The sequence below is a fragment of the Collinsella sp. CLA-ER-H7 genome (assembly GCF_040092345.1).
GTDB lineage: Bacteria > Actinomycetota > Coriobacteriia > Coriobacteriales > Coriobacteriaceae > Collinsella.
Genome location: NZ_JBBNLT010000007.1, coordinates 98,336 through 118,600, shown reverse-complemented (window position 1 = coordinate 118,600; position 20,265 = coordinate 98,336). Strand labels below are relative to the sequence as shown.

The 20,265-nt window shown below is 58.5% G+C and carries 14 protein-coding genes; 8 read left to right on the top strand and 6 right to left on the bottom strand.

The window, feature by feature from the left end; genetic code table 11:
• Positions 1 to 49: 49 nt before the first annotated feature.
• Positions 50 to 853 (bottom strand): DeoR/GlpR family DNA-binding transcription regulator, encoded by an 804-nt coding sequence (locus tag AAAX75_RS05730; protein ID WP_349091388.1) that lies wholly within the window; start codon positions 851 to 853, stop codon positions 50 to 52.
• 334 nt (positions 854 to 1,187) lie between these two features.
• On the opposite strand from AAAX75_RS05730, the gene AAAX75_RS05725 reads away from it, so the two are divergent.
• A complete protein-coding gene (locus AAAX75_RS05725) occupies positions 1,188 to 2,045 on the top strand; it encodes a class II fructose-bisphosphate aldolase (RefSeq protein ID WP_022095149.1) in 858 nt (285 codons plus the stop codon).
• 705 nt (positions 2,046 to 2,750) lie between these two features.
• On the opposite strand, the gene vsr is transcribed toward AAAX75_RS05725, so the two are convergent.
• The gene (gene vsr / locus AAAX75_RS05720; RefSeq protein ID WP_349091387.1) at positions 2,751 to 3,737 is read right to left on the bottom strand and encodes a DNA mismatch endonuclease Vsr; all 987 of its coding nucleotides are present in this window, start codon (positions 3,735 to 3,737) and stop codon (positions 2,751 to 2,753) included.
• Between the two features lie 148 nt (positions 3,738 to 3,885).
• On the opposite strand from vsr, the gene AAAX75_RS05715 reads away from it, so the two are divergent.
• Both AAAX75_RS05715 and AAAX75_RS05710 read left to right on the top strand, forming a co-directional pair.
• Positions 3,886 to 4,671, top strand: coding sequence for an ABC transporter ATP-binding protein (locus AAAX75_RS05715; protein WP_349091386.1), 786 nt, complete (start codon positions 3,886 to 3,888; stop codon positions 4,669 to 4,671).
• Positions 4,661 to 6,898 (top strand): ABC transporter permease, encoded by a 2,238-nt coding sequence (locus AAAX75_RS05710; protein WP_349091385.1) that lies wholly within the window; start codon positions 4,661 to 4,663, stop codon positions 6,896 to 6,898. Before AAAX75_RS05715 ends, AAAX75_RS05710 begins: the two co-directional genes overlap by 11 nt.
• Positions 6,899 to 7,483: 585 nt before the next feature.
• Here AAAX75_RS05710 and AAAX75_RS05705 read toward each other — a convergent pair.
• The 4 genes from AAAX75_RS05705 to AAAX75_RS05690 all read right to left on the bottom strand — a co-directional run bounded on the left by AAAX75_RS05705 (position 7,484) and on the right by AAAX75_RS05690 (position 13,764).
• Positions 7,484 to 8,515 (bottom strand): 3-deoxy-7-phosphoheptulonate synthase, encoded by a 1,032-nt coding sequence (locus AAAX75_RS05705; protein ID WP_349091384.1) that lies wholly within the window; start codon positions 8,513 to 8,515, stop codon positions 7,484 to 7,486.
• A 580-nt stretch (positions 8,516 to 9,095) separates the two neighbouring features.
• The gene (locus AAAX75_RS05700; protein ID WP_195620757.1) at positions 9,096 to 10,952 is read right to left on the bottom strand and encodes an ABC transporter ATP-binding protein; all 1,857 of its coding nucleotides are present in this window, start codon (positions 10,950 to 10,952) and stop codon (positions 9,096 to 9,098) included.
• Entirely contained in the window at positions 10,952 to 13,318 is a 2,367-nt protein-coding gene (locus AAAX75_RS05695) for an ABC transporter ATP-binding protein (RefSeq protein ID WP_349091383.1), read from the bottom strand. The genes AAAX75_RS05700 and AAAX75_RS05695 overlap by 1 nt, the downstream gene beginning before the upstream one ends.
• Entirely contained in the window at positions 13,315 to 13,764 is a 450-nt protein-coding gene (locus tag AAAX75_RS05690) for a MarR family transcriptional regulator (protein WP_050766108.1), read from the bottom strand. The genes AAAX75_RS05695 and AAAX75_RS05690 overlap by 4 nt, the downstream gene beginning before the upstream one ends.
• A gap of 290 nt (positions 13,765 to 14,054) precedes the next feature.
• Between AAAX75_RS05690 and AAAX75_RS05685 the strand changes: the two genes are divergently transcribed.
• The 5 genes from AAAX75_RS05685 (at position 14,055) to AAAX75_RS05665 (ending at position 20,101) form a co-directional block, all read left to right on the top strand.
• Positions 14,055 to 14,804 (top strand): SDR family NAD(P)-dependent oxidoreductase, encoded by a 750-nt coding sequence (locus tag AAAX75_RS05685; RefSeq protein ID WP_006234857.1) that lies wholly within the window; start codon positions 14,055 to 14,057, stop codon positions 14,802 to 14,804.
• A 108-nt stretch (positions 14,805 to 14,912) separates the two neighbouring features.
• Positions 14,913 to 15,932: a 2-keto-3-deoxygluconate permease gene (locus tag AAAX75_RS05680; protein ID WP_349091382.1), complete on the top strand. Its 1,020-nt coding sequence runs from the start codon at positions 14,913 to 14,915 to the stop codon at positions 15,930 to 15,932.
• Positions 15,933 to 16,398: 466 nt separating this feature from the next.
• Positions 16,399 to 18,450 (top strand): formate C-acetyltransferase, encoded by a 2,052-nt coding sequence (gene pflB / locus AAAX75_RS05675; RefSeq protein WP_006234859.1) that lies wholly within the window; start codon positions 16,399 to 16,401, stop codon positions 18,448 to 18,450.
• Positions 18,451 to 18,535: 85 nt separating this feature from the next.
• The gene (gene grcA3, locus AAAX75_RS05670; protein WP_006234861.1) at positions 18,536 to 18,787 is read left to right on the top strand and encodes an autonomous glycyl radical cofactor GrcA3; all 252 of its coding nucleotides are present in this window, start codon (positions 18,536 to 18,538) and stop codon (positions 18,785 to 18,787) included.
• A gap of 303 nt (positions 18,788 to 19,090) precedes the next feature.
• Positions 19,091 to 20,101, top strand: a complete 1,011-nt coding sequence (locus AAAX75_RS05665; RefSeq protein ID WP_349091381.1) for a LacI family DNA-binding transcriptional regulator — start codon at positions 19,091 to 19,093, stop codon at positions 20,099 to 20,101.
• Positions 20,102 to 20,265 lie beyond the last annotated feature (164 nt).

Sequence of the window (20,265 nt, the reverse complement as noted above, 5' to 3'; positions counted from 1 at the left end):
CCATCAAAACCACCACAAAGGGGACAGGCACCTTTGTGGTGGTTTTTGTTTAAGCGCCGGCGATGATGAGGGCTGGACGTGCGCTGTCAGTGGCTTCGGCGATTGAGGTGGCGACGGCATGATCGGGATCACGGTCCATCACGATGGTGTCGACGTCGGCAAGCTCGGCAAAGCGGTACATGCCGCGTCCGTTGACCTTACTGGCGTCCATGAGGGCGACGCTTTGATGGGCCGCGGCGATCATAGCCGTTTTAGTCTCGGCCATCTGGGGAAAGTCGGTCGTAAAGCCGCAGCTGGAGACAAAGGCGCCGGGGCACATGACGGCCAGATCGGCATGGACCATTTGGAGCGCCTGCATGGTGAGCGGTCCGTACAAATAACGATGGCCTTTGCGCAGCGCCCCGCCCAGCATGACGACATCGACCGAGGGCATGCTCTCGTCGATGTAATCGGCAATGGTAATGTCTGCCGTGATGACGGTGATACCGTCGCGCTGATCGAGGAGCCGGACGAACTCGAGCGCCGTGGTGCCCGAGTCGACGAGCAGCGTGTCGCCGTCATTAACAAGCTCGATGGCGCTTTGCGCGATGGCCTGCTTGGCAGCGACGTTGACATTGATGCGGCGATCCTGCGTGGAGACGGTCAGGCGTTTGTGGAGCGAGACGGCACCGCCGTGCGTGCGGTGCAGCTTGCCTGCTTCGGCGAGCGCGTCCAGGTCGGCGCGGGCGGTGACGGAGGACACGCCAAAGGTCTGGGCGATTTCTGCTACCTGCACCGAGGCGTTATGATCGAGCATTTCCATAATGGCGGTACGGCGTTCGTCGGCAAAAGCACGGGTTGTTGCATGGGCCATGGTGGCTCCATTCTCGACTAAATTTGCAGGAATTGTGTTGACTTCATTTTCGTTCATTTTCTTTTTGAGTAAGAAAACACCTTTCGATTACTTATCTTTTCTATAAAAGAAAGACGCTGAACGCTCAAAATTCAATATCGAACATGTCAACTCGGCTCAAATTCCTTCCGTTTACTTTTCAAAAACGACGGTATTGACCTGCATGGGCTCAATATCTCGCACGTGCAAAGCCGCTGAATTTCATACAATGAACGCAGTAAAACGCAAGGTAAAACGCCTTGTGAACGACTACGCCCGATGTCCAGATGCGGGCGAGGGAGAGGAGCAAACGCTCATGGCACTTGTTACCACCGAAAAGATGCTCAAGGACGCTCAGGCCGGCCACTACGCCGTCGGCGCGTTCAACGTCGAGAACCTCGAGTTTGTTATGGCCGTTCTGGCCGCTGCCGAGGAGACCAAGTCCCCCGTCATCATGCAGACCACCCCGGGCACCATCAAGACCGCTGGTCTGGATTACTTCTACGGCATGGTCAAGGCTGCCGCCGAGCGCGCTTCCGTGCCCGTCGCTCTGCACCTCGATCACGGCGATGGCTATGACCGCTGCATGCAGGCTTTCCGCACCGGCTACACCTCTGTCATGATCGACGGTTCGCACGAGTCCTTCGAGGACAACATCGCCCTGACCAAGTCCGTCGCCGACGCTGGCCGCGCCATGGGCGTGCCCGTCGAGGCTGAGCTCGGTAAGGTTGGCGGCAAGGAGGACGACGGTCCCGCGGTTGAGGGCGAGAGCCCCTACACCGATCCGGCCGAGGCCAAGGAGTTCGTCGAGCGCACTGGCTGCACCTCTCTCGCTATTGGCGTTGGCACCAGCCACGGTGTGTACACGAGCGATCCGCACATCGAGCAGTCCGTGGTCAAGGCCATCCGCGACGCCGTCGACGTGCCGCTGGTTCTGCACGGCACCTCCGGTGTGCCCGATGAGCAGGTTGCCGAGGCTGTGAAGAACGGCATCTGCAAGGTCAACTACGCCACTGAGCTGCGTCAGGCCTACACCAAGGGCTTCATGGCCTACATGGCCGAGAACCCCGCCTGCTTCGACCCCAAGAAGCCGGCCAAGGAGGGCATGCGTGAGATCACCGAGCTGGTTAAGATCCGCATGACCAACCTCAACTCTGTGGGCAAAGCAGAGTAACAGCAAGGGTACTCCGACTCGCTACATATCCCGGGGAGGGACGAGGGTTTAGTTCCCCAATCGTCCTCGGGCATGCAAAAAGCCTCGCTGCGCACTTCGTGCGGCGAGGCTTTTTGCCCCCTGCGGAAAGATTGGGGAACTAAGCCCTCGTCCCTCCCAGGTTGACCTACTCGAGGTCGTCGCCCTTGTGGCGTTGGGCCGGAAATGGGTGGGGCGTCAGGGCTTCTTTGTTGATGAGGGGTTAGTATGCCCGGGCTTGGTTGGGGAAGGTTTTGTCTAGGGATGCTTGGAGCTTATCGAACGATGCTCGCAAGTTGTGGCTCTGGTCGGTTGAGCGTTTGGCTTTTGTGGTGGGGGAGTCGAGGAGGCCGTTTCTCTGTGTCGGGGGGAAGGAGAAAAGGTCTGCATGTTTTAGGGATGGCTGCTGTGCTGCGTCATTGGAAGAATGCATGCTTATGCGGCCTCCTCGATGTCCACCAAAAGGTTGCGCACGGGGTATGCTGCTAGGTCCCGTGCGTTGGCAGTATTATGCCGCGGCTGCTGCAAAGAAGTGCTAAAGAAAGGCTTAATGAGGTTTGACGTTGCGATGAAACCGCAGGTAAAAGCTATCGAGTAACACTCTTGAAAGGTTTTGGGCTTAAGGGCTTTCTAAGGTTTGTGGCACGGATGTGGCTTGCCTGTGTGGGGCGTGTGGACGGCTCGTTCCTAGCGCTGCGGTGCGGCGGCGCGTACTTGTTCGATGACCTTTTCCATCGTGGCGTCGATGTGGTCTTTTTTGAGCTCGCATTCCCAGATGGTTATGGGCGTCCAGCCCATTTGAGTGAGTGCTGCCACGGCAGCGTGGTCGCGCTCGACGTTGCGACGGAACTTTGCCTCCCAAAACTCAACGTTGCGCTTGGGCTGGCTAGGGTTGCACTTGGGGCAGCGGTGCCAAAAGCAGCCGTTGACGAAGATGGCGATCTTGCGCCCGGGGAAGGCGATGTCGGGTTTTCCGGGCACCTTCCATTCCAGACGGTATCCCGTAAGGCCTGCGGCGCGCAGGCGCTGGCGAACGAGCAGCTCGGGCTTGGTGTTCGCACGCTTGTTGCCCTTCATGGACTTTTTGATGGCGGCGCGACGGCGCACGAGCTCACGCTCGTCAGCGGAAAGGTCCGAGGTGTCGATGCCGTCCAGCAGGCCGGGCTTGGGGCGCTTTTTGCTGCGGCGCTTGGCTTTGCGCTTGGGCTTGGTAACGGGCTCGTCGGCTGTGGTGGACTCGGTGTCGTTGGCGCCGTTAGCCTCAAGCCGATCTTCCTTCAACTCAATCAGGGCATCAATGAGCCCTTTGTCGGCGGGCATCCACTCAACGGTGGCAAGCGAGGTGCGCGGAATCCAGCGGATATCGAGCTGGCGGTCATGCTTCTGGGGTTCATCGGATTCATCGGCGAGCGAGCAGTAGTAGCACTCCATGGAGAGATGAAAATCGGGGTAGTCGTACTCAACGGTGTAGAAATCGCGCAGGTTGGTGACTTTTACCTGCAGCTCTTCCATGAGCTCGCGGCGCACGGCGTCTTCGGGCGTCTCGCCGCGCATGAGCTTGCTGCCGGGGAACTCCCAAAGTCCCTGCATGTCGCCGTAGCCGCGCTGCACGGCAAGCAGCTCGTCAGATCCATCCTTGCGAATGATCCCAGCGGCAACATGAACAGTCTTCAACAGGAGTCCTCTCTCAACATCAACACGTGACAGGGTAGCTACCCGTACCTTACACAACGGTAAGGCAAGCGTAAGCCATATCGATGGTAGCCGACTCGTCTTCTTGCGACTATAGATGCCGTAGACTAATCGCAAGAAAGGACTCGGTATGCAAACCACGCACATGGCGACCCCGGTACTGGAGGTCGCGCATCTCGAAAAAGTATATGGAGCGCTGGGCAACGTGACCCGCGCGCTCAACGACGTCAGCTTTACCGTCAACCGCGGCGAATTTGTTGGCATCATGGGCGCTTCGGGCTCGGGTAAGTCGACGTTGCTCAACTGCGTCTCGACCATCGATAGCGCCACAAGTGGCACGATCCGCATCAATGGGCAGGACGTGACGCGCATGAAGCAGGCTAAGCTTTCGCAGTTCCGCCGCGAGGAGCTCGGCTTTATCTTCCAGGACTCCAACCTGCTCGATACGCTCACGGCACGCGAGAACATCGTCCTGCCGCTCACCATCGCCCGCACAAACTCGGCAGAGATCTCGACTCGCGTGCAGGATGTGGCAGCGCGCCTGTCCATCAGCCAGGTGCTCGACAAGTATCCCTACCAGATGTCCGGCGGTCAGCAGCAGCGCGTTGCCGCGGCTCGCGCGCTCGTCACCGACCCCACCATGATCATGGCCGACGAGCCCACCGGCGCCCTCGATTCTAAAAGCGCTCGTCTGCTGCTCGAGAGCCTGGAGGCCCTTAACCGCCGCCTACGCGCCACCGTGCTCATGGTCACGCACGACAGCTTTGCCGCCAGCTACACGAGCCGTGTGCTGTTTATTCGCGACGGCAAGATCTTCACCGAGCTGCGCCGCGGCGACATCGACCGCCGAGAGTTCTTCGACCGCATTATGGAGGTCGTTGCCATGATGGGCGGTGAGGGCTCCGATGCTCTGTAAACTCGCTTGGGGCAACGTCCGCCGCGCCGGCCGCGACTACCTCGTCTACCTTTTGACGCTCACCCTGGGCGTCACGGTCTTCTATGCCTTTAACACCATCTCGATGCAGGTCGACATCGCCGGCATCGATGAAAAGGGCTTGGCGCAGGTTATGGGCAGCATGCTCGGCAACCTGACGTATTTTTTGGCCGGTGTCATGGCCTTTTTGATGGTGTATGCCAATAACTTCATCATGAAACGCCGCAAGAAGGAGTTTGGCCTGTACCAGGTGCTCGGCATGGGGCGCGGGCGCGTCGCCACGATCATGGCGCTCGAGACCGTGATAGTATCGGTCGTGGCCTTTGTCGCCGGCATTGTGCTGGGTGTGGGACTCTCCCAGCTCATGACGTTCTTTACGGCCTCGCTCTTTAAGACACAGATCGCCAATTTCCACTTCTTTTTCTCGGTGCATGCGTTCAACCTGACCCTTGCTTGCATGCTCGTAATGTTTGTGCTCACGCTACTGCTGAACCTTCGCGCCGTGCGTCGTACCAAACTCATCGAGCTTATGGGTGCCGAGCGCCGCAACGAGAGCATCAAGACACGCAACCCCTGGATCGCGATTGCCATTTTTGCCGTGGGCGTGGTGCTTGTGGGCGTGGCCTATTACCGTCTGCTACGTGATGGGTTCCCGCTAACCGCGACGGACAGCAAGCTGCAAGAGGCCATGAACCAGTTTGGTATTACGACCGCTATGGTTACCGTGGGCACCTTTGCCCTGTTCTGGGGACTCTCGGGCATGCTCATCAAGCTGCTGCAGAGCCTGCGCGGCGTGTATTGGCGCGGCCTCAACATGTTTACCGTGCGCCAGCTTGCGGCCAAGGTCAACACGGTGTGCTTTTCGATGGGCGTCATCGCGATGCTCCTGTTTTTGGCCATCACCTCGGTGACGTGCGGTATGTCGATTGCCAACGTGATGAACGAAAACCTGGAGCGCTATAACCCTGTTGACGTGTCTCAGACGTATGTCTATTACACGCCCGATACGCTCGACTACTACAAAGAGTACGTCAATCCGTCTGAGGCCGATCGAATGGTGCTGGCCGATAGTACGGTCGATTTGTACTCCGCATGGCACGGCGATCGTATCGATCACGATAACGTTGCAGACGGTATTAAGGGCAAGTCGGCGGACAACAACGACGAGACCGGCAAGAAGGTCAATATCGCCGATGTTGCCGGTGAGCATGTGCAGATCGATTCGTATCTGAGTTACCCGTTTGGCGGTTCGGATCCTTCGGTGACCCCAAGTGAGATGTGCAAGATCATGGGCGAAAAGCTTCCCAAGGCGTTCGGGGGTAGCAATGCCGATGCGATGGGTCTGTTTGTGACGCCGGCGAGCCAGTACAACAAACTGCGTCAGATGATGGGCGAGGAGCCGGTGCATATCGGTCACGACCAGTATCTGCTCACGTGTGATATGGGCGGCGAGCTGGTCGACATGTACACCAAGTATATGGCTGGCGGCCATACCCTCACCTTGGGCGGGCATGAGCTCAAGCCCGCAGCCGATAAGTCGGACGAAGATACGGCGGCCATCGCCAACTCGGCGATGGGCAGTAATCCGGGTACCGTCGTCGTTGCCGACGAGCTGTTGTCCCAACTTAATCTGCAGCCGTATTCCAGTAGTCTGCTCGTTAACTACAAACAGGGGATGGATACGACCGAGGCAGACGAGAGTATTAAATACACTGTGCTCGACAATCTGCTCGTTGACGGCAAGGAGCCGGGGTCGTGGGGAACCTTCATCACACGCTCCGAGATGTACGCGCAAGCAGCGCAAATGAACGGTCTTATTAGCTACCTAGCCATCTACATCGGCTTTGTATTGGTCGTTGCATGCGTGGCGATTCTGTCGATTCAGCAACTCTCCAACGTGGCCGACGGTAGCCGCAGCTATCGTGTGCTGGCACAGATTGGCTGCGACGACCGCCAGATTCGCCATTCGGTGATGGCACAGCAGGCGGTATTCTTCCTGTTCCCGCTGGCAGTGGGCCTGGCGCACTCCTTTGTGGCACTTAAGGTGATCATCGAGCTGGTGAGTATTTTCGGAAATATGAGCATCGGCGGCACCGTTGGCCTCACCTGTGCAATCTTCCTGGCAGCATACGGTGGCTACTTCCTGGTGACCTACCTCATGAGTACCGGCATGGTGCGAGCCGCCATCGCCACCCGCTACAGCGAGTAACAAGCGGGCAAAATCGTCGCAAAATCAGAGGCGTATGACCGCCGCGAAGGGACCAGGGGCCCTTTCGCGGCGGTTTTTGCCAACCTGGTGCGTCTCAGATACAAGTGAGTAGACTTTTTTGAACCTGCCGAGCACATCGGGACAAATGCTCAATAAAACCGCAGGTCAGGGCAGTGATGTTTTGGGGCGTGCTTGGCTTCCTGAAAAAAGCCTACTCACTTGGTTTTTCTGCTAGAAGACCGCCACGAGGGAAGGCAACTCCCCCGGTAGTCGTTGGGGACGTTCTTAAACGACTGGCCGTTGGGGACGTTCTTGTTTGACTAGTCAAGCAAGAACGTCCCCAACGGCAACACCAAGGAATGTCCCAGACTGCCGGCAGAAAAGGAACGTCCCTAACTGCCGCATCCGGAGCAAGACAACGCCGCAGGTAGAGGACGGACAGCGAGCGGGTCGCATTTGAGACAAGGTGACGTGAAACGAAAGGGCGCCGACCTTCTGGTCGCGCCCTTGAAGTTGAACGTCAGATTGTCCAAATGCGGCCCGCGCAGCGTCGAGCCGTTACGGCGTTTGGTAAAACGCCGTAACCTACACCCGTTCCGCGATCTCGTGGATGAGGTAGTCGGTCTTTTCCCAGCCCAGGCACGGGTCGGTGATCGACTTGCCAAAGACACCGCCGTCGACCGGCTGGTTGCCGTCCTCCAGGTAGGACTCGATCATAAAGCCCTTGACCAGCTTGGAGATGGACTCGTTGCGGCGGCAGCTGTCGAGCACCTCCTTGCAAATGCGATACTGCTCCAGCGGACGCTTGCCCGAGTTGTCGTGGTTGCAGTCGATGACCGCTGCCGGATTGGCATAGCCGGCATGCTCGGTATAGCGTTCGGCCAGGCGTTCCAGGTGTTCGTAGTGGTAGTTGGGGTAGGTGCGCCCATCGAGACCGATGTAGCCACGCATAACGGCGTGTGCGAGCGGGTTGCCGTCGCACTCGACCTCCCAGTTGCGAAAGATGAAGCTCTGGTGCGCCTGCGCGGCGAAAATGGAGTTGAGCATAACGGTGGTAGAGCCGGCAGTGGGATTCTTCATGCCGACGGGCACCGAAATGCCGCTCGACACCAGGCGATGCTCCTGGTTCTCGACCGAGCGTGCGCCCACGGCAACATAGCTCAGCAGGTCAACGAGGTATTGGTAGTTGGACGGATAGAGCATCTCGTCGGCGGTGAAGAAGCCCGTTTCCTCAATAACGCGCAGGTGCATATGGCGGATGGCCTTGACGCCCTCGAGCAGGTCGTCGGGAGCCTCGGGGTTGGGGTTGTGCAGAAGACCCTTGTAACCGGTGCCCTTGGTGCGCGGCTTATTGGTGTAGACGCGCGGAATGATGATGAGCTTGTCCTTGACCTCTTCGGCGGTCTTGGCCAGTCGGTTCATATACTCGAGCACCGAATCCTCGCGGTCGGCAGAGCACGGGCCGATGATGAGCACCTTACGTGCGTCCTCGCCGGTAAAGACTTTGGCGACCTCGGCGTCAAATGCCTGCTTTTTGGCGGTAAGCTCGGCAGAAAGTGGCATTTCCTCGCGGATCTCCATGGGGATCGGCAGCCTGCGTTTGAATTCCATGGCCATAGGGGTCTCCTCAATCTATAGAAAGAGCAATAAGCGTATTGTCGAATGCTCGGCATTATCCGCTGTCGCACGCTAAAGTGCAAGCCCTTGTCACCCCGAAACCTACCAAAAAGGGACAGGTTTATTTTGGCAGGTTTTATCTGGGTAAACGTCGGCGGATGCTGGGAGGGAGCGGCGCCGCGCGGGACCCTAAGGCTGTTGTCGGTTCCCCAGGAAATACCCTGTGGGCAAAAAATGCCAAATATGAGTACGGTTGCTAGCTTAGTAGCATATTGCCTTCGCAAAATAATAGACATAACAGCAAAATATGCTCATTAACGCAAACACATATAAGTTCGCTATAGGGCTGTTTGATCATTTTAGGGACGCGTGTAAGCCGTGAAAACGGTATTTGGGGCTGTTTTGGCTGTTACTAAAAGGGTAACAGTACTCATATTTGCCATTTTTTGCCCACGGGGCCTCGAAGGGGCTGTCAATCAGGTCCCAGGGGAGGCGGTTTGAGGGTCGCAGAGCAAAAACGGGGGCGCAGGTTGTCCTGCGCCCCCGTTTTCTGGGCATTGCGGTTGTTTGCCGCCGGTTGTTACGCCGCCTCGTCGAACTGCGAGTTGTACAGGTCGGCGTAGAAGCCGCCTTGGGCGAGTAACTCGTCGTGCGTGCCCTTCTCGACGATGTCGCCGTCGCGAATTACCAAGATCACGTCGGCGTTGCGGATCGTGGACAGGCGGTGCGCGATGACAAAGCTGGTACGGCCCTGCATCAGCGCATCCATGGCGCGCTGAATAAGCTCCTCGGTGCGGGTGTCGACGTTGGAAGTCGCCTCGTCCAGAATCAGCGCCGGGCGGTCGGCCAAAATGGCACGGGCGATGGTCACGAGCTGGCGCTGACCCTGCGACAGGTTAGTGCCCTCCTCGTTAATCATAAAGTCATAACCGCCGGCAAGCGTATGGATAAAGTGGTCGCAACGTGCGGCGCGCGCGGCGGCCTCGACCTCGGCATCGCTCGCATCGGGGCGTCCGTAGCGGATGTTCTCGCGGATGGTGCCGTTAAACAGCCAGGTATCCTGCAGCACCATGGCAAACTCGCCGCGCAGCGCCGCGCGGTCCCAGTCGCGCACGTCGACGCCCTCGACACGCAGCGAACCGCCGTCCACATCGTAGAAGCGCTGCAGCAGCTTGATGAGCGTGGTCTTGCCGGCGCCGGTGGGGCCGACGATGGCGATGGTCTGGCCGGGCTGCGCCTCGCAGCTAAAATCGTGGATGATGGTCTTGTCGGGCGTATAGCCAAACTTGACGTGATCAAACTCCACATGGCCGGGGCGCTTTTCGGGAATCTGCGCGTCGGCCTTCTGCTCCTCCTCGGGCGCGGCCAGGAACTCAAAGACGCGCTCGGTGGCGGCTGCCATCGACTGCATCGTGTTGCTCACGTTGCCCAGTTGCTGCACGGGCTGCGTAAAGTTGCGAACGTACTGGATAAAGCTCTGGATGTCGCCGGGCGTGGCGTTGCCGGTCAGTGCGAGCTGTGCGCCCACCACGACAACGCCCACGTAGCCCATGTTACCCACCAGGCTCATAAGCGGCATCATCAGGCCCGACAGGAACTGCGAGCGCCAGCCACTAATAAAGAGGCGGTCGTTTTGACGGTCGAACTCTTCGATCGAGGCCTCGGCGCGGTCGAACACCTGAATGACGTTCTGGCCGGCAAAGTCCTCCTCGATAATGCCGTTGACGGCGCCCAGAACCTGCTGCTGCTCGCGGAAGTACGGCTGCGAGAAGTGAATCATTACGGTCAAGATAATCGCGGCGGCCGGCAGCGTGAGCACGGTGACGCCGGTAAGCGGCAGGCTGATCGAAAGCATCATGACGAGCACGCCGATAATCTGCGTCACCGACGTGATGAGCTGCGTCACGCTCTGGTTGAGCGACTGACCCAGCGTATCGACGTCGTTGGTGATGCGGCTGAGTACGTCTCCCTTGCTGTGGCCGTTGAAGTAACTCATCGGCACGACGGCAATCTTGGCGGCGATTTCCTTGCGCATGCGGTAGCAGATCTTTTGCGTGACGCCGGTCATGAGCCAGCCCTGGACCAGGCTGCAGACAGAGCTCGCCAGATACAGGCAGAGCAAAAAGCCGAGCGTCTTGGCGATCCAGTCAAAGTCAACGTCGCCGGTGCCGTTGACCTTGGCGACCAGGCCTTCGAACAGCTTGGTCGTAACCTGGCCGAGCACCTTGGGTCCCACAATGTTAAAGATGACCGAGCACACGGCAAAGGCGACGGCGGCAAACACGGCAATCTTGTGCTGGCCGATATAGCCGAGCAGCTGCCTCATGGTGCCCTTAAAGTCCTTGGCCTTTTCGCCACGACGCATGCCACCCATGCGGCCCATGGGACCACGCTGGCGGGTGGGCTTGGGAATCTGAGTCTTGGTCTCGTCTGCCATTAGCGCTCGCCTCCTTCCATGACGGCTGCAATTTCTTCTTGGGTAAGCCCCAGCTCCTCGGCGGAAAGCTGCGACTGTGCGATCTCCAGGTACGCCGGGCAGCTGCGCAGCAGCTCCTCGTGCGTGCCGGTGCCCACTACGTGGCCGTCCTCGAGCACGATGATCTGGTCGGCGTGCATGATGGTCGCGATGCGCTGGGCCACGACCACGAGTGCGGCGTCGGTAACGTTTTTGGCCAGCTCCTCGCGCAGGCGCGCGTCGGTCTTGTAGTCGAGGGCACTAAACGAGTCATCGAACACCACGACCTCGGGCTTTTTGGCCAATGCGCGGGCGATGGCCAGACGCTGGCGCTGACCACCCGAAACATTGGAGCCGCCCTGGCTGATGGGGGAGTCGTAACCGCCCTCACGCTCGGCGATAAAGTCCTCGGCCTGTGCGATGCGCGCGGCCTGGCGCATGTCATCATCGCTCACCATGTCGCCCGCAAACTTGAGGTTGCTCTCGACGGTGCCCGAGAACAGACGCCCCTGCTGCGGGATGTAACCAATGCGGCGGCGCAGCTCGGAAAGGGTCATGTCGCGCACGTCGATGCCGTCGAGCGAAATGCTGCCGCCCGTGACGTCGTACAGGCGCGGAATCAGCTGTACGAGCGTGGACTTGCCCGAGCCCGTGGAGCCAATGATGCCGAGCATCTGACCGGCATGCGTGGTGAAGTTCACACCGCTAATGACGTCGGCGCGGGCATCGGGGTACTGGAAGCTCACGTCGCGGAAGGTGAGCTCACCGCGCGGCGAGCTGGCCGCGGGCAGTTTGGGCGAGGCAGGGTCGTTGATGCTCGTGGGGCAGGTGATGACCTCATCTACGCGCTCGGCTGCGACCTCGGCACGGGGCAGGATGACCGAAACCATGGTGAGGATCATAAACGCCATGACGATCTGCATGGTGTAGGAGATAAACGCCATCATGTTGCCGACCTGCATCACGCCGTCGGACACGCCCTGCGCGCCAAACCAGACGATAAGCACGGTGATGCAGTTCATGACGAGCATCATGAGCGGCATCATAAAGCTCATGGCGCGGTTGGTGTAGAGCTGCGTGGTCATTAGGTCGAGCGAAGCCTTGTCAAAGCGCTCGAGCTCATGTTCCTCGCGGTTGAACGAGCGGATGGGCATAAGGCCGTCGAGCAGCTCGCGGGCGGTAAGGTTCACGCGGTCAACAAAGCTTTGCATCTTTTTGAACTTGGGCATGGTGAGGCCCATAAGCACGCCGACGACGGCCGAGACCGCGATGATGGCAACGGCGATGGTCCACTCCAGGCCGGTATGGTTGGCCAGGACGCGCATAACGGCGACGATGCCCATGACGGGGGCCATCAGACACATGCGGATAAACAGAGTTGCGGCCATCTGGATTTGCTGAATGTCGTTGGTGCAGCGGGTAATGAGCGAGGCCTGGCTAAATTTGCCCACCTCGGCTGGCGAGAAGTGCATAACCTTGTTGAAGGTCTCGCGGCGCAGGTCGCGGGCGATGGAGCAGGCGGTGCGCGACGCCACGGCACCGGTCAGGATGGTGGCGACGAGCGACACCAGGCACAGCCCAAACATCGTGGTCGCCATGCGACTCAGGTACGCGTTCTGCACGTCGGCGGGGTCGATGCCCTGCGCCTTGTACTCGTCCTGCACATAGCTCACGGCGCGTTGGGTCACAATGGAGCCCGACATGGAGCCCATTTTGTCCGCCATTTGGTTGGCGCCCTCGACGAGCTTGCCCTGGTCGATTAGGCCGCCTTCAACGCCCAGACGCAGACTCTTCATGGTGATCTTGCCGCCGTCGGCATCAATCTGCTTTTGCATGTTCTGCGCCGCTGCGGCCTTCTGCTGCATCTCGGCGAGCTGCTCGGGCGTCATCGCTGCCATTTGCTCGGGGGTGGGCATGGCCTGGGCAGCATTGTTGTCTTTCTCGCTGGACGAGCCCATCATGTCGCCCATGGAGTTGGCGTCGATGCCCTGGTTGAGCGAAAGGACGACAGTCTCGGGCAGGCTCATAATGTCGGCAATCTTGCCTCCATCGGCACGCTCTTCCTCGGTGCCCTTGTACGTTCGAATGCCGTTTTTGTCAGCCTTGCTAAACACGGCCTCCACAGCTTTGGCGTCCTTGGCGCTCATAAAGAGTTCGAGGTCGTCGAGCGATTCGGCGCGAATGGTGTCGGGCACAGGCGAGGCGATGCCGCCTTGCTGCACACCCACGTCGACGATGTCGCTCATATAGGTAGGCAGCGCCAGATCGGCGTTGCAGCTGATTACGATAAGTACGATAGCTGCGAACAGTGCCAGGATATGTTTTTTAAAGAGCTTGAGAATCCTCACTCGGCATCTCTCCTTTCTTGATTGCGGTCGATAATTTCGTTGGCACGTCTAAGAAGGCGCACCATCTCTTGGGTATCTGTTTCGCCAAGCTGCTCGAGGAAGGCCGCGGTGCGGTCCTCGAATTCCCGACGTTTGATTTCGATAACCTGGAATCCTTTGTCGGTCACCGTGACGTGTACGCGACGACGGTCGGTCTTTGAGTGCTCGCGCTCGACCCAGCCCTTGGCCTCGAGGGCGCGCAGGATATTGGCGATGCGGGCGCTCGAGACCCAGGCGCGATCAGCGAGTTCGCTCGGCGTGAGCGAGCCGCCGGCGCGCATGAGGGCGCGCATGACGGCCATCTCGCCACCCAGAGCCTGGTCGGCAAAGCGCGAAACGCGCTGGTGCATGCTGCCAAACTCGGTAAAGAGCTGACGCCCAAGCTCATGGAAATCGGTATCTTCCAACGAAAACCCCTAACACTAGAAACTATTTTCGGTGGAAGATGATACCCCCGCTCAACCATCCCATTCGGTGGATTTCTAGGCATGTCCCAAAAATCCACTTGGCCGCTAGGCAATATTAAGAGCTCATTAAGACTTAAAAACATTCAATTGCTAAAGCGTTTCAAAGAACTATCATGCCCGCGGTTAGGCGAGGGGTTGTCACCACCATGACGACTGGGACTCATATAATCGCCACGTGCGATGCTCCAACTTCCCGCGAGGAGACACCTTATATAAAGGGGGATGGAGTCATGGCATTTGACTTCACGGGCAAGACCGCGATTGTCACGGGCGGCACTCAGGGCATTGGCCTCGAGATCGCCAAGGGCATCGTCGCGGGCGGCGGACATGTCGCGCTCATCGCAAGGAACGCTGCTAAGGGCGAGGCCGCTGTGGCCGAGCTTGGCGAGGGCAACAAGTTCTATCAGCTCGATGTCGCCGATGCGCCCAAGGCGCGCGAGACCGTCGAGCAGATTTTTACGGACCTGCCGCAAACCAACATCCTGATCAACTGCGCTGGCGTCATCAGCACCAAGAAGTTCGACGAGATTGATGACACCGAGTGGCGTCGCACCATCGACATCAACCTCAACGGTACCTTCACTATGATGAACGCCGTGTACCCGCACTTTAAGGCGGCCCATGCCGGCACTATCGTCAACGTGAGTTCCGTTGCGGGCAAGATCGGTGGCGGCCTGCTCGGCACAGCCGCCTACGCGAGCTCCAAGGCCGGTGTTAACGGTCTAACCAAGGCAGTCGCCAAGGAAGGCGGCAAGTTTGGCGTCCGCTGCAACGCCGTGTGCCCGTCGCTTACGTTGACCGATATGACCTCGATTCTCTCTGACGAGAACTCTCAGCGCATCATCAACGGTATTCCTCTGGGCCGCGCCGCCCAGGCCAGCGAGCCTGCGCAGATGGTGCTGTTCTTCGCTTCCGACCTCGCCAGCTTCGTGAACGGCGAGATCGGCGACTGCGACGGCGGCATCGTCCTGGACGGGTAATACCCCACGACGATTATTCGGCGACGGCTCCTGCGACTCGGGACCGTCGCCTTCTTTCTGATATAGGCGCGTGCGGCTACGATTCGCATGCATCCAAAGGAGATATATATGAGTGAATCGACTGCGGTGGAGGCGCCGGCGGCAAAGGAGCCGTTCTTTAAGATGTCCTCCATCCCGGGTGCCAATATTTTGGTGCCGCTTTTGTTGGGCTGCCTGCTCAACACGCTGTTCCCCGACCTGTTCAAAACGCTCGGCAGCTTTACGCTTGGCATGACCCAGCAGGGTGCAGGCCCGCTCGTGGGCGCTTTTTTGCTTATCGTCGGTACGACGATTTCGTTTAAGAGTGCTCCTGCCGCCGCTGCCCGCGGTGCCATCATCATCGCCGTCAAGCAAATCGTGGTCGTTGCCGTGTCGCTGCTCATCCTTTATGTGTTCAACGACAACCTGTTTGGCATCTCGGCCATGGTGATGCTGGCCGCTTGCACGGGTGCCAACAACGCTATGTACGCTGGACTGATGGGCACCATGGGCAACGAGGCCGAGCGTGGCGCCGTCGCCATCACCACGCTCGTTGTCGGCCCTCCGGTCACGATGATCGTGCTCGGCGCCGCCGGTCAGGCTCCGATTGGCTGGTCGCTCGTGGGCGCCATCCTGCCGATCGTCGTCGGCATTATCCTGGGCAACCTGTTCCCCAGCTTTAAGAAGATGATGGCACCGGCACTTTCCGCCATCATCGTGCTCGTCTTCTTTGCCATGGGCTCGACCATGACCTTTGGCCAGCTCATTAATGGCGGTCTTCCCGGTATTTTGCTCGGCGTGATCTGCTCGGCGATCTTTGCAATTCCCGTCATCGCGGTCGATAAGCTCACGGGCGGTACGGGTGTCGCAGGTGCGGCCATTTCGAGCTGCGCCGGAGCCAATGTGGCCACGCCTGCTGCCATGGCAAGCGTCAACGGGGCCATGTACGGCGGCGCCGTGCTCGCGACGGCTACGGCACAGGTTGCTGCCTGCGCAATCGTGACGGCTATTTTGACCCCGCTGGTCACCAGCTGGTGCTACAAGCATTTTGAGGGCCAGGGCAACGGCAATAGCAAGGCAACGACCGACAAGGCCGCCGCAGCCGCCTAATGCCAAGCGGCAATCAAAGCTAAAAACTAGTCACGCCACAGGGCGGCCACGGGGGATCCTGTGGCCGCCCTGCAGTTTCTGTAGGGTCTCTGGGACACTTTACCCTGCTAAAGCTGACATAACAGCTAGAGCGAACGTCGTACAAAGGCAAGGAAAAATAACGTACAAATCGGTGAACGGTAGTTGTTCACGCTCGCATTTCCTGCGGGTTTGTAAAAAACGCCCTTATGATATAAAAAAAGAAACATATAACAGCCCAGATGGAGAGGGTCGCTATGTTATCCTTCTCAAACGGGTGAAATCTTGGGTTTTGGGTTGTAGTTCCAAGGTGGACAAACGTTTTCCCTGCACCAACGTGTGGTGAAGAACGGAAGAAGCCGGTAGTGCAAGCCGAAAATTCAAGAATTCAATAAGCAGCGGTGTGAGAGAGCGCCGCATTACACGTAACTAGGAGCGTGGTTACACAATGCAGGAGGCATGGGAAGGCTTCAAGGAAGGCATCTGGACGGGAGAAGTTGACGTCCGAGACTTCATCCAGAAGAACTACACCCCCTACGAGGGCGACGAGTCGTTCCTCGTCGGTCCGACCGAGCGTACCAAGGAGCTGTGGGGCGAGGTTCTCGACCTGCTGCTTAAGGAGCGCGAGCAGGGTGGTGTCCTCGATATGGACACCAAGATCGTCACAGGTATCGTGAGCCACCCCGCTGGCTACATCGATAACGCCCACCGCGAGAAGGAGACCATCGTCGGTCTCCAGACCGACAAGCCGCTCAAGCGCGCGCTGCACGTCAACGGCGGTATCCGCATCGCTTGCCAGGCTGCCAGCCAGCACGGCTATAAGGTCGACGAGAACGTTGTCGAGCGCTACACCTTCGAGCGTAAGACCCACAACGCTGGCGTCTTCGATGTTTACACCCCCGAGATGCGTGCTTGCCGCTCGGCTCACATCATCACCGGTCTGCCCGATGGCTATGGCCGCGGCCGTATCATCGGCGACTACCGTCGTGTCGCCCTGTACGGTGTCGACTACCTGATCAAGGACAAGGAGGCCCAGAAGGCTTCCACCCCGACGGTCATGACCGCCGACAACATCCGCGATCGTGAGGAGCTGCAGGAGCAGATCCGCGCCCTCGGCGAGCTTAAGATGATGGCCGAGACCTATGGTTTCGACATTTCCAACCCTGCTACCAACACGCAGGAGGCCATCCAGTGGATGTACTTCGCCTACCTTGCTGCCGTCAAGGAGCAGAACGGCGCTGCCATGTCCATCGGCCGTACCTCTACGTTCATCGACATCTACGCTGAGCGCGACCTTGCCAACGGTACCTTCACCGAGGAGCAGATCCAGGAGTTCGTGGATCACTTCATCATGAAGCTTCGCATGGTCAAGTTTGCCCGTACCCCTGAGTACCAGGCCCTGTTCACCGGCGACCCGCAGTGGGTCACCGAGTCCATCGGCGGCATGGGTGTCGACGGCCGTACGCTCGTTACCAAGATGAGCTACCGCTACCTGCACACGCTCGAGAACATGGGCACCAGCCCCGAGCCCAACATGACCGTTCTGTGGTCGACCCGTCTGCCCGAGAACTTCAAGAAGTTCTGCGCCAAGACTTCTGTCGCCAGCTCCTCGATCCAGTACGAGAACGACGACCTCATGCGCGTCTATCATGGCGACGACTACGGCATCGCCTGCTGCGTGTCCTCCATGCGCATCGGCAAGGAGATGCAGTTCTTCGGCGCTCGCGCCAACCTGGCCAAGTGCCTGCTGTACGCACTCAACGGCGGTGTTGACGAGGTCTCCAAGAAGCAGGTCGGCCCCAAGTATCGCGCCGTCGAGGGCGATACGCTCGATTACGACGACGTTGTGGCCAAGTACAACGACATGATGAAGTGGCTCGCTGGCGTGTACGTCAACTCGCTGAACATCATTCACTACATGCACGACAAGTACTGCTACGAGCGCATCCAGATGGCTCTGCACGACAAGCACGTGCACCGCTGGTTCGCTACGGGCATCGCTGGCCTTTCCGTCGTGGCTGACTCCCTGTCCGCCATCAAGTACGCCAAGGTCCACCCCGTCCGCGACGAGAATGGCATCATCGTCGACTTCGAGACCGAGGGCGAGTTCCCCAAGTACGGTAACGACGACGACCGCGTCGACCAGATCGCTCACGACGTTGTGCACCAGTTCATGGAGTACATCCGCATGAACGACACCTACCGCAACTCCGTGCCCACGACCTCGGTTCTGACCATTACCTCCAACGTCGTGTACGGTAAGAAGACCGGCTCCACGCCCGACGGCCGCAAGGCTGGTCAGCCGTTCGCCCCGGGTGCTAACCCCATGCACAAGCGCGATAGCCACGGCGCCATCGCTTCGCTGTCTTCGGTTTCCAAGCTCCCGTTCCGCGATGCTCAGGACGGCATCTCCAACACCTTCTCCATCATCCCGAGTGCGCTCGGCAAGGAGGACCAGGTGTTCTTTGGCGATATCGACCTTGATCAGCTGGGCGAGTAACTATTGTTAGTGCTATACTAACAATAACGATTACTGATTAGTGCGCCGGTTTCGGCCGGCGCCTATTAATCGAAGGAGACACATTATGAAGGTTTCTGAAGTTTCCGAGACCCAGGCCGATAACCTGGTCCACATGCTCGACGCTTACGCCGAGAAGGGTGGCCACCACCTGAACATCAACGTCTTCAACCGTGAGACGCTGCTCGACGCTCAGGCTCACCCCGAGAAGTACCCGCAGCTGACCATCCGCGTTTCCGGCTATGCCGTGAACTTCCACACGCTCACCAAGGAGCAGCAGGACGAGGTCATTGCGCGTACCTTCCACGACAAGTTCTAAAGGGTTCAACTCCTGTAGAATTACTGGGGCCGGTTTTGGGTTATTTCCCAAAACGTCCTCGGACATGCAAAGAGGCTCCGCTGCGCGCGTTGCGCGGCGGAGCCTCTTTGCGTCCTGCGGGATGTTTTGGAAAATAACCCAAAACCGGCCATGTGGGGTCCTTTGGAGTCACCCTTTAGGCGGAACTCTCCTAATTATTTGGATGAGTCGTTTACTTACTTGTGCTGTTACCGTCTTCCCGCTGTTGTTGGGGTATGCTTTGTTCGTATGTAAACGTATGACATGTTGATGGGGGAGGGTGCTATGGCTCGCGAGAGTGCTCGTTCTAAGGATACGGCTAAGCCTGGCATCAAGGAAGTTGCGGCGGTGGCGGGGGTTTCGCCCACTACGGTATCTCGCGTGCTTAATAATCGCGGCTATATTAGTCAAGAGACCCGCGATAAGGTCCATGCCGCGATGAAGCGCATCAACTATACGCCCAACGATATCGCCCGTGCCATGCTCAACGGTCGCCTGAATCTTATCGGTATGATCGTCCCCTATGTCAGCAGCCCGTTTCATGCCCAAGCGGTCCAAGCCGTTGAGCGTACCCTGGCCGAAAACGGTTTTAAGATGTTGCTGTGCAATAGCGCCAATCGACCTGATCTTGAGCGTTCTTATATCGATATGCTTCGGCGCAATATGGTTGATGGCGTCATCGTCAACTCGCTTAATATCGGTGCCGAGGCGTATGCCGAGATGGGCTTGAGTCTGGTTGGTATCGACTGCGACCTTGGCGAGACCTCTGTTCAGATTGCGAGCGACAGCTATGGCATCGGCGAACTTGCCACGCGTCGTCTTATCGATGACGGGTGTTCGCGCATCTTGTGCCTGCGCAGCAATAGCCGCATGCGCATGCCTGCCAATAAGCGTACCGATGCCTACCTCGATGTTGTTGAGCAGGCCGGTTTGCCCGCGCTTGTCCGTGAGGTCGAGTTCGTTAAACCCGACGACGAAAAGAGCGCGGTCGTTGCGAAGATCCTCGATGAGAACCCCGATATTGACGGCATCTTTGCGGGAGACGACACGATGGCGGCTATCTGTCTTAACGTGATGAAGCAGCGCGGCTTGAGCGCTCCGGGCGATATTAAGGTCGTGGGCGCGGATGGTGCCCGCCGCACTATGACGTTTATGCCTGACTTAACAACCGTACGCCAAGATATCGATCGCATCGGAGAGCTCGCGGCGCAATCCATCATTGCTCTTATTAACGGCGAAAAGCCCGAATCGAATATCAAGCTCCCCGTTGAACTCATTGAGGGTAAAACCGCGTAGTTCATCCCGTGCCAAAAGAATTCCTCAAACACCTCTGATGACCGTTCGCCGGCATATGTCAACCGTTTGCCGACGACTGGAACTGCGAAAAGACGTATTGGTGTGAAAACGTTTGACATATGAAAACGATTGACATATCTTGCAGTTGTACCGAGTTAGTATCT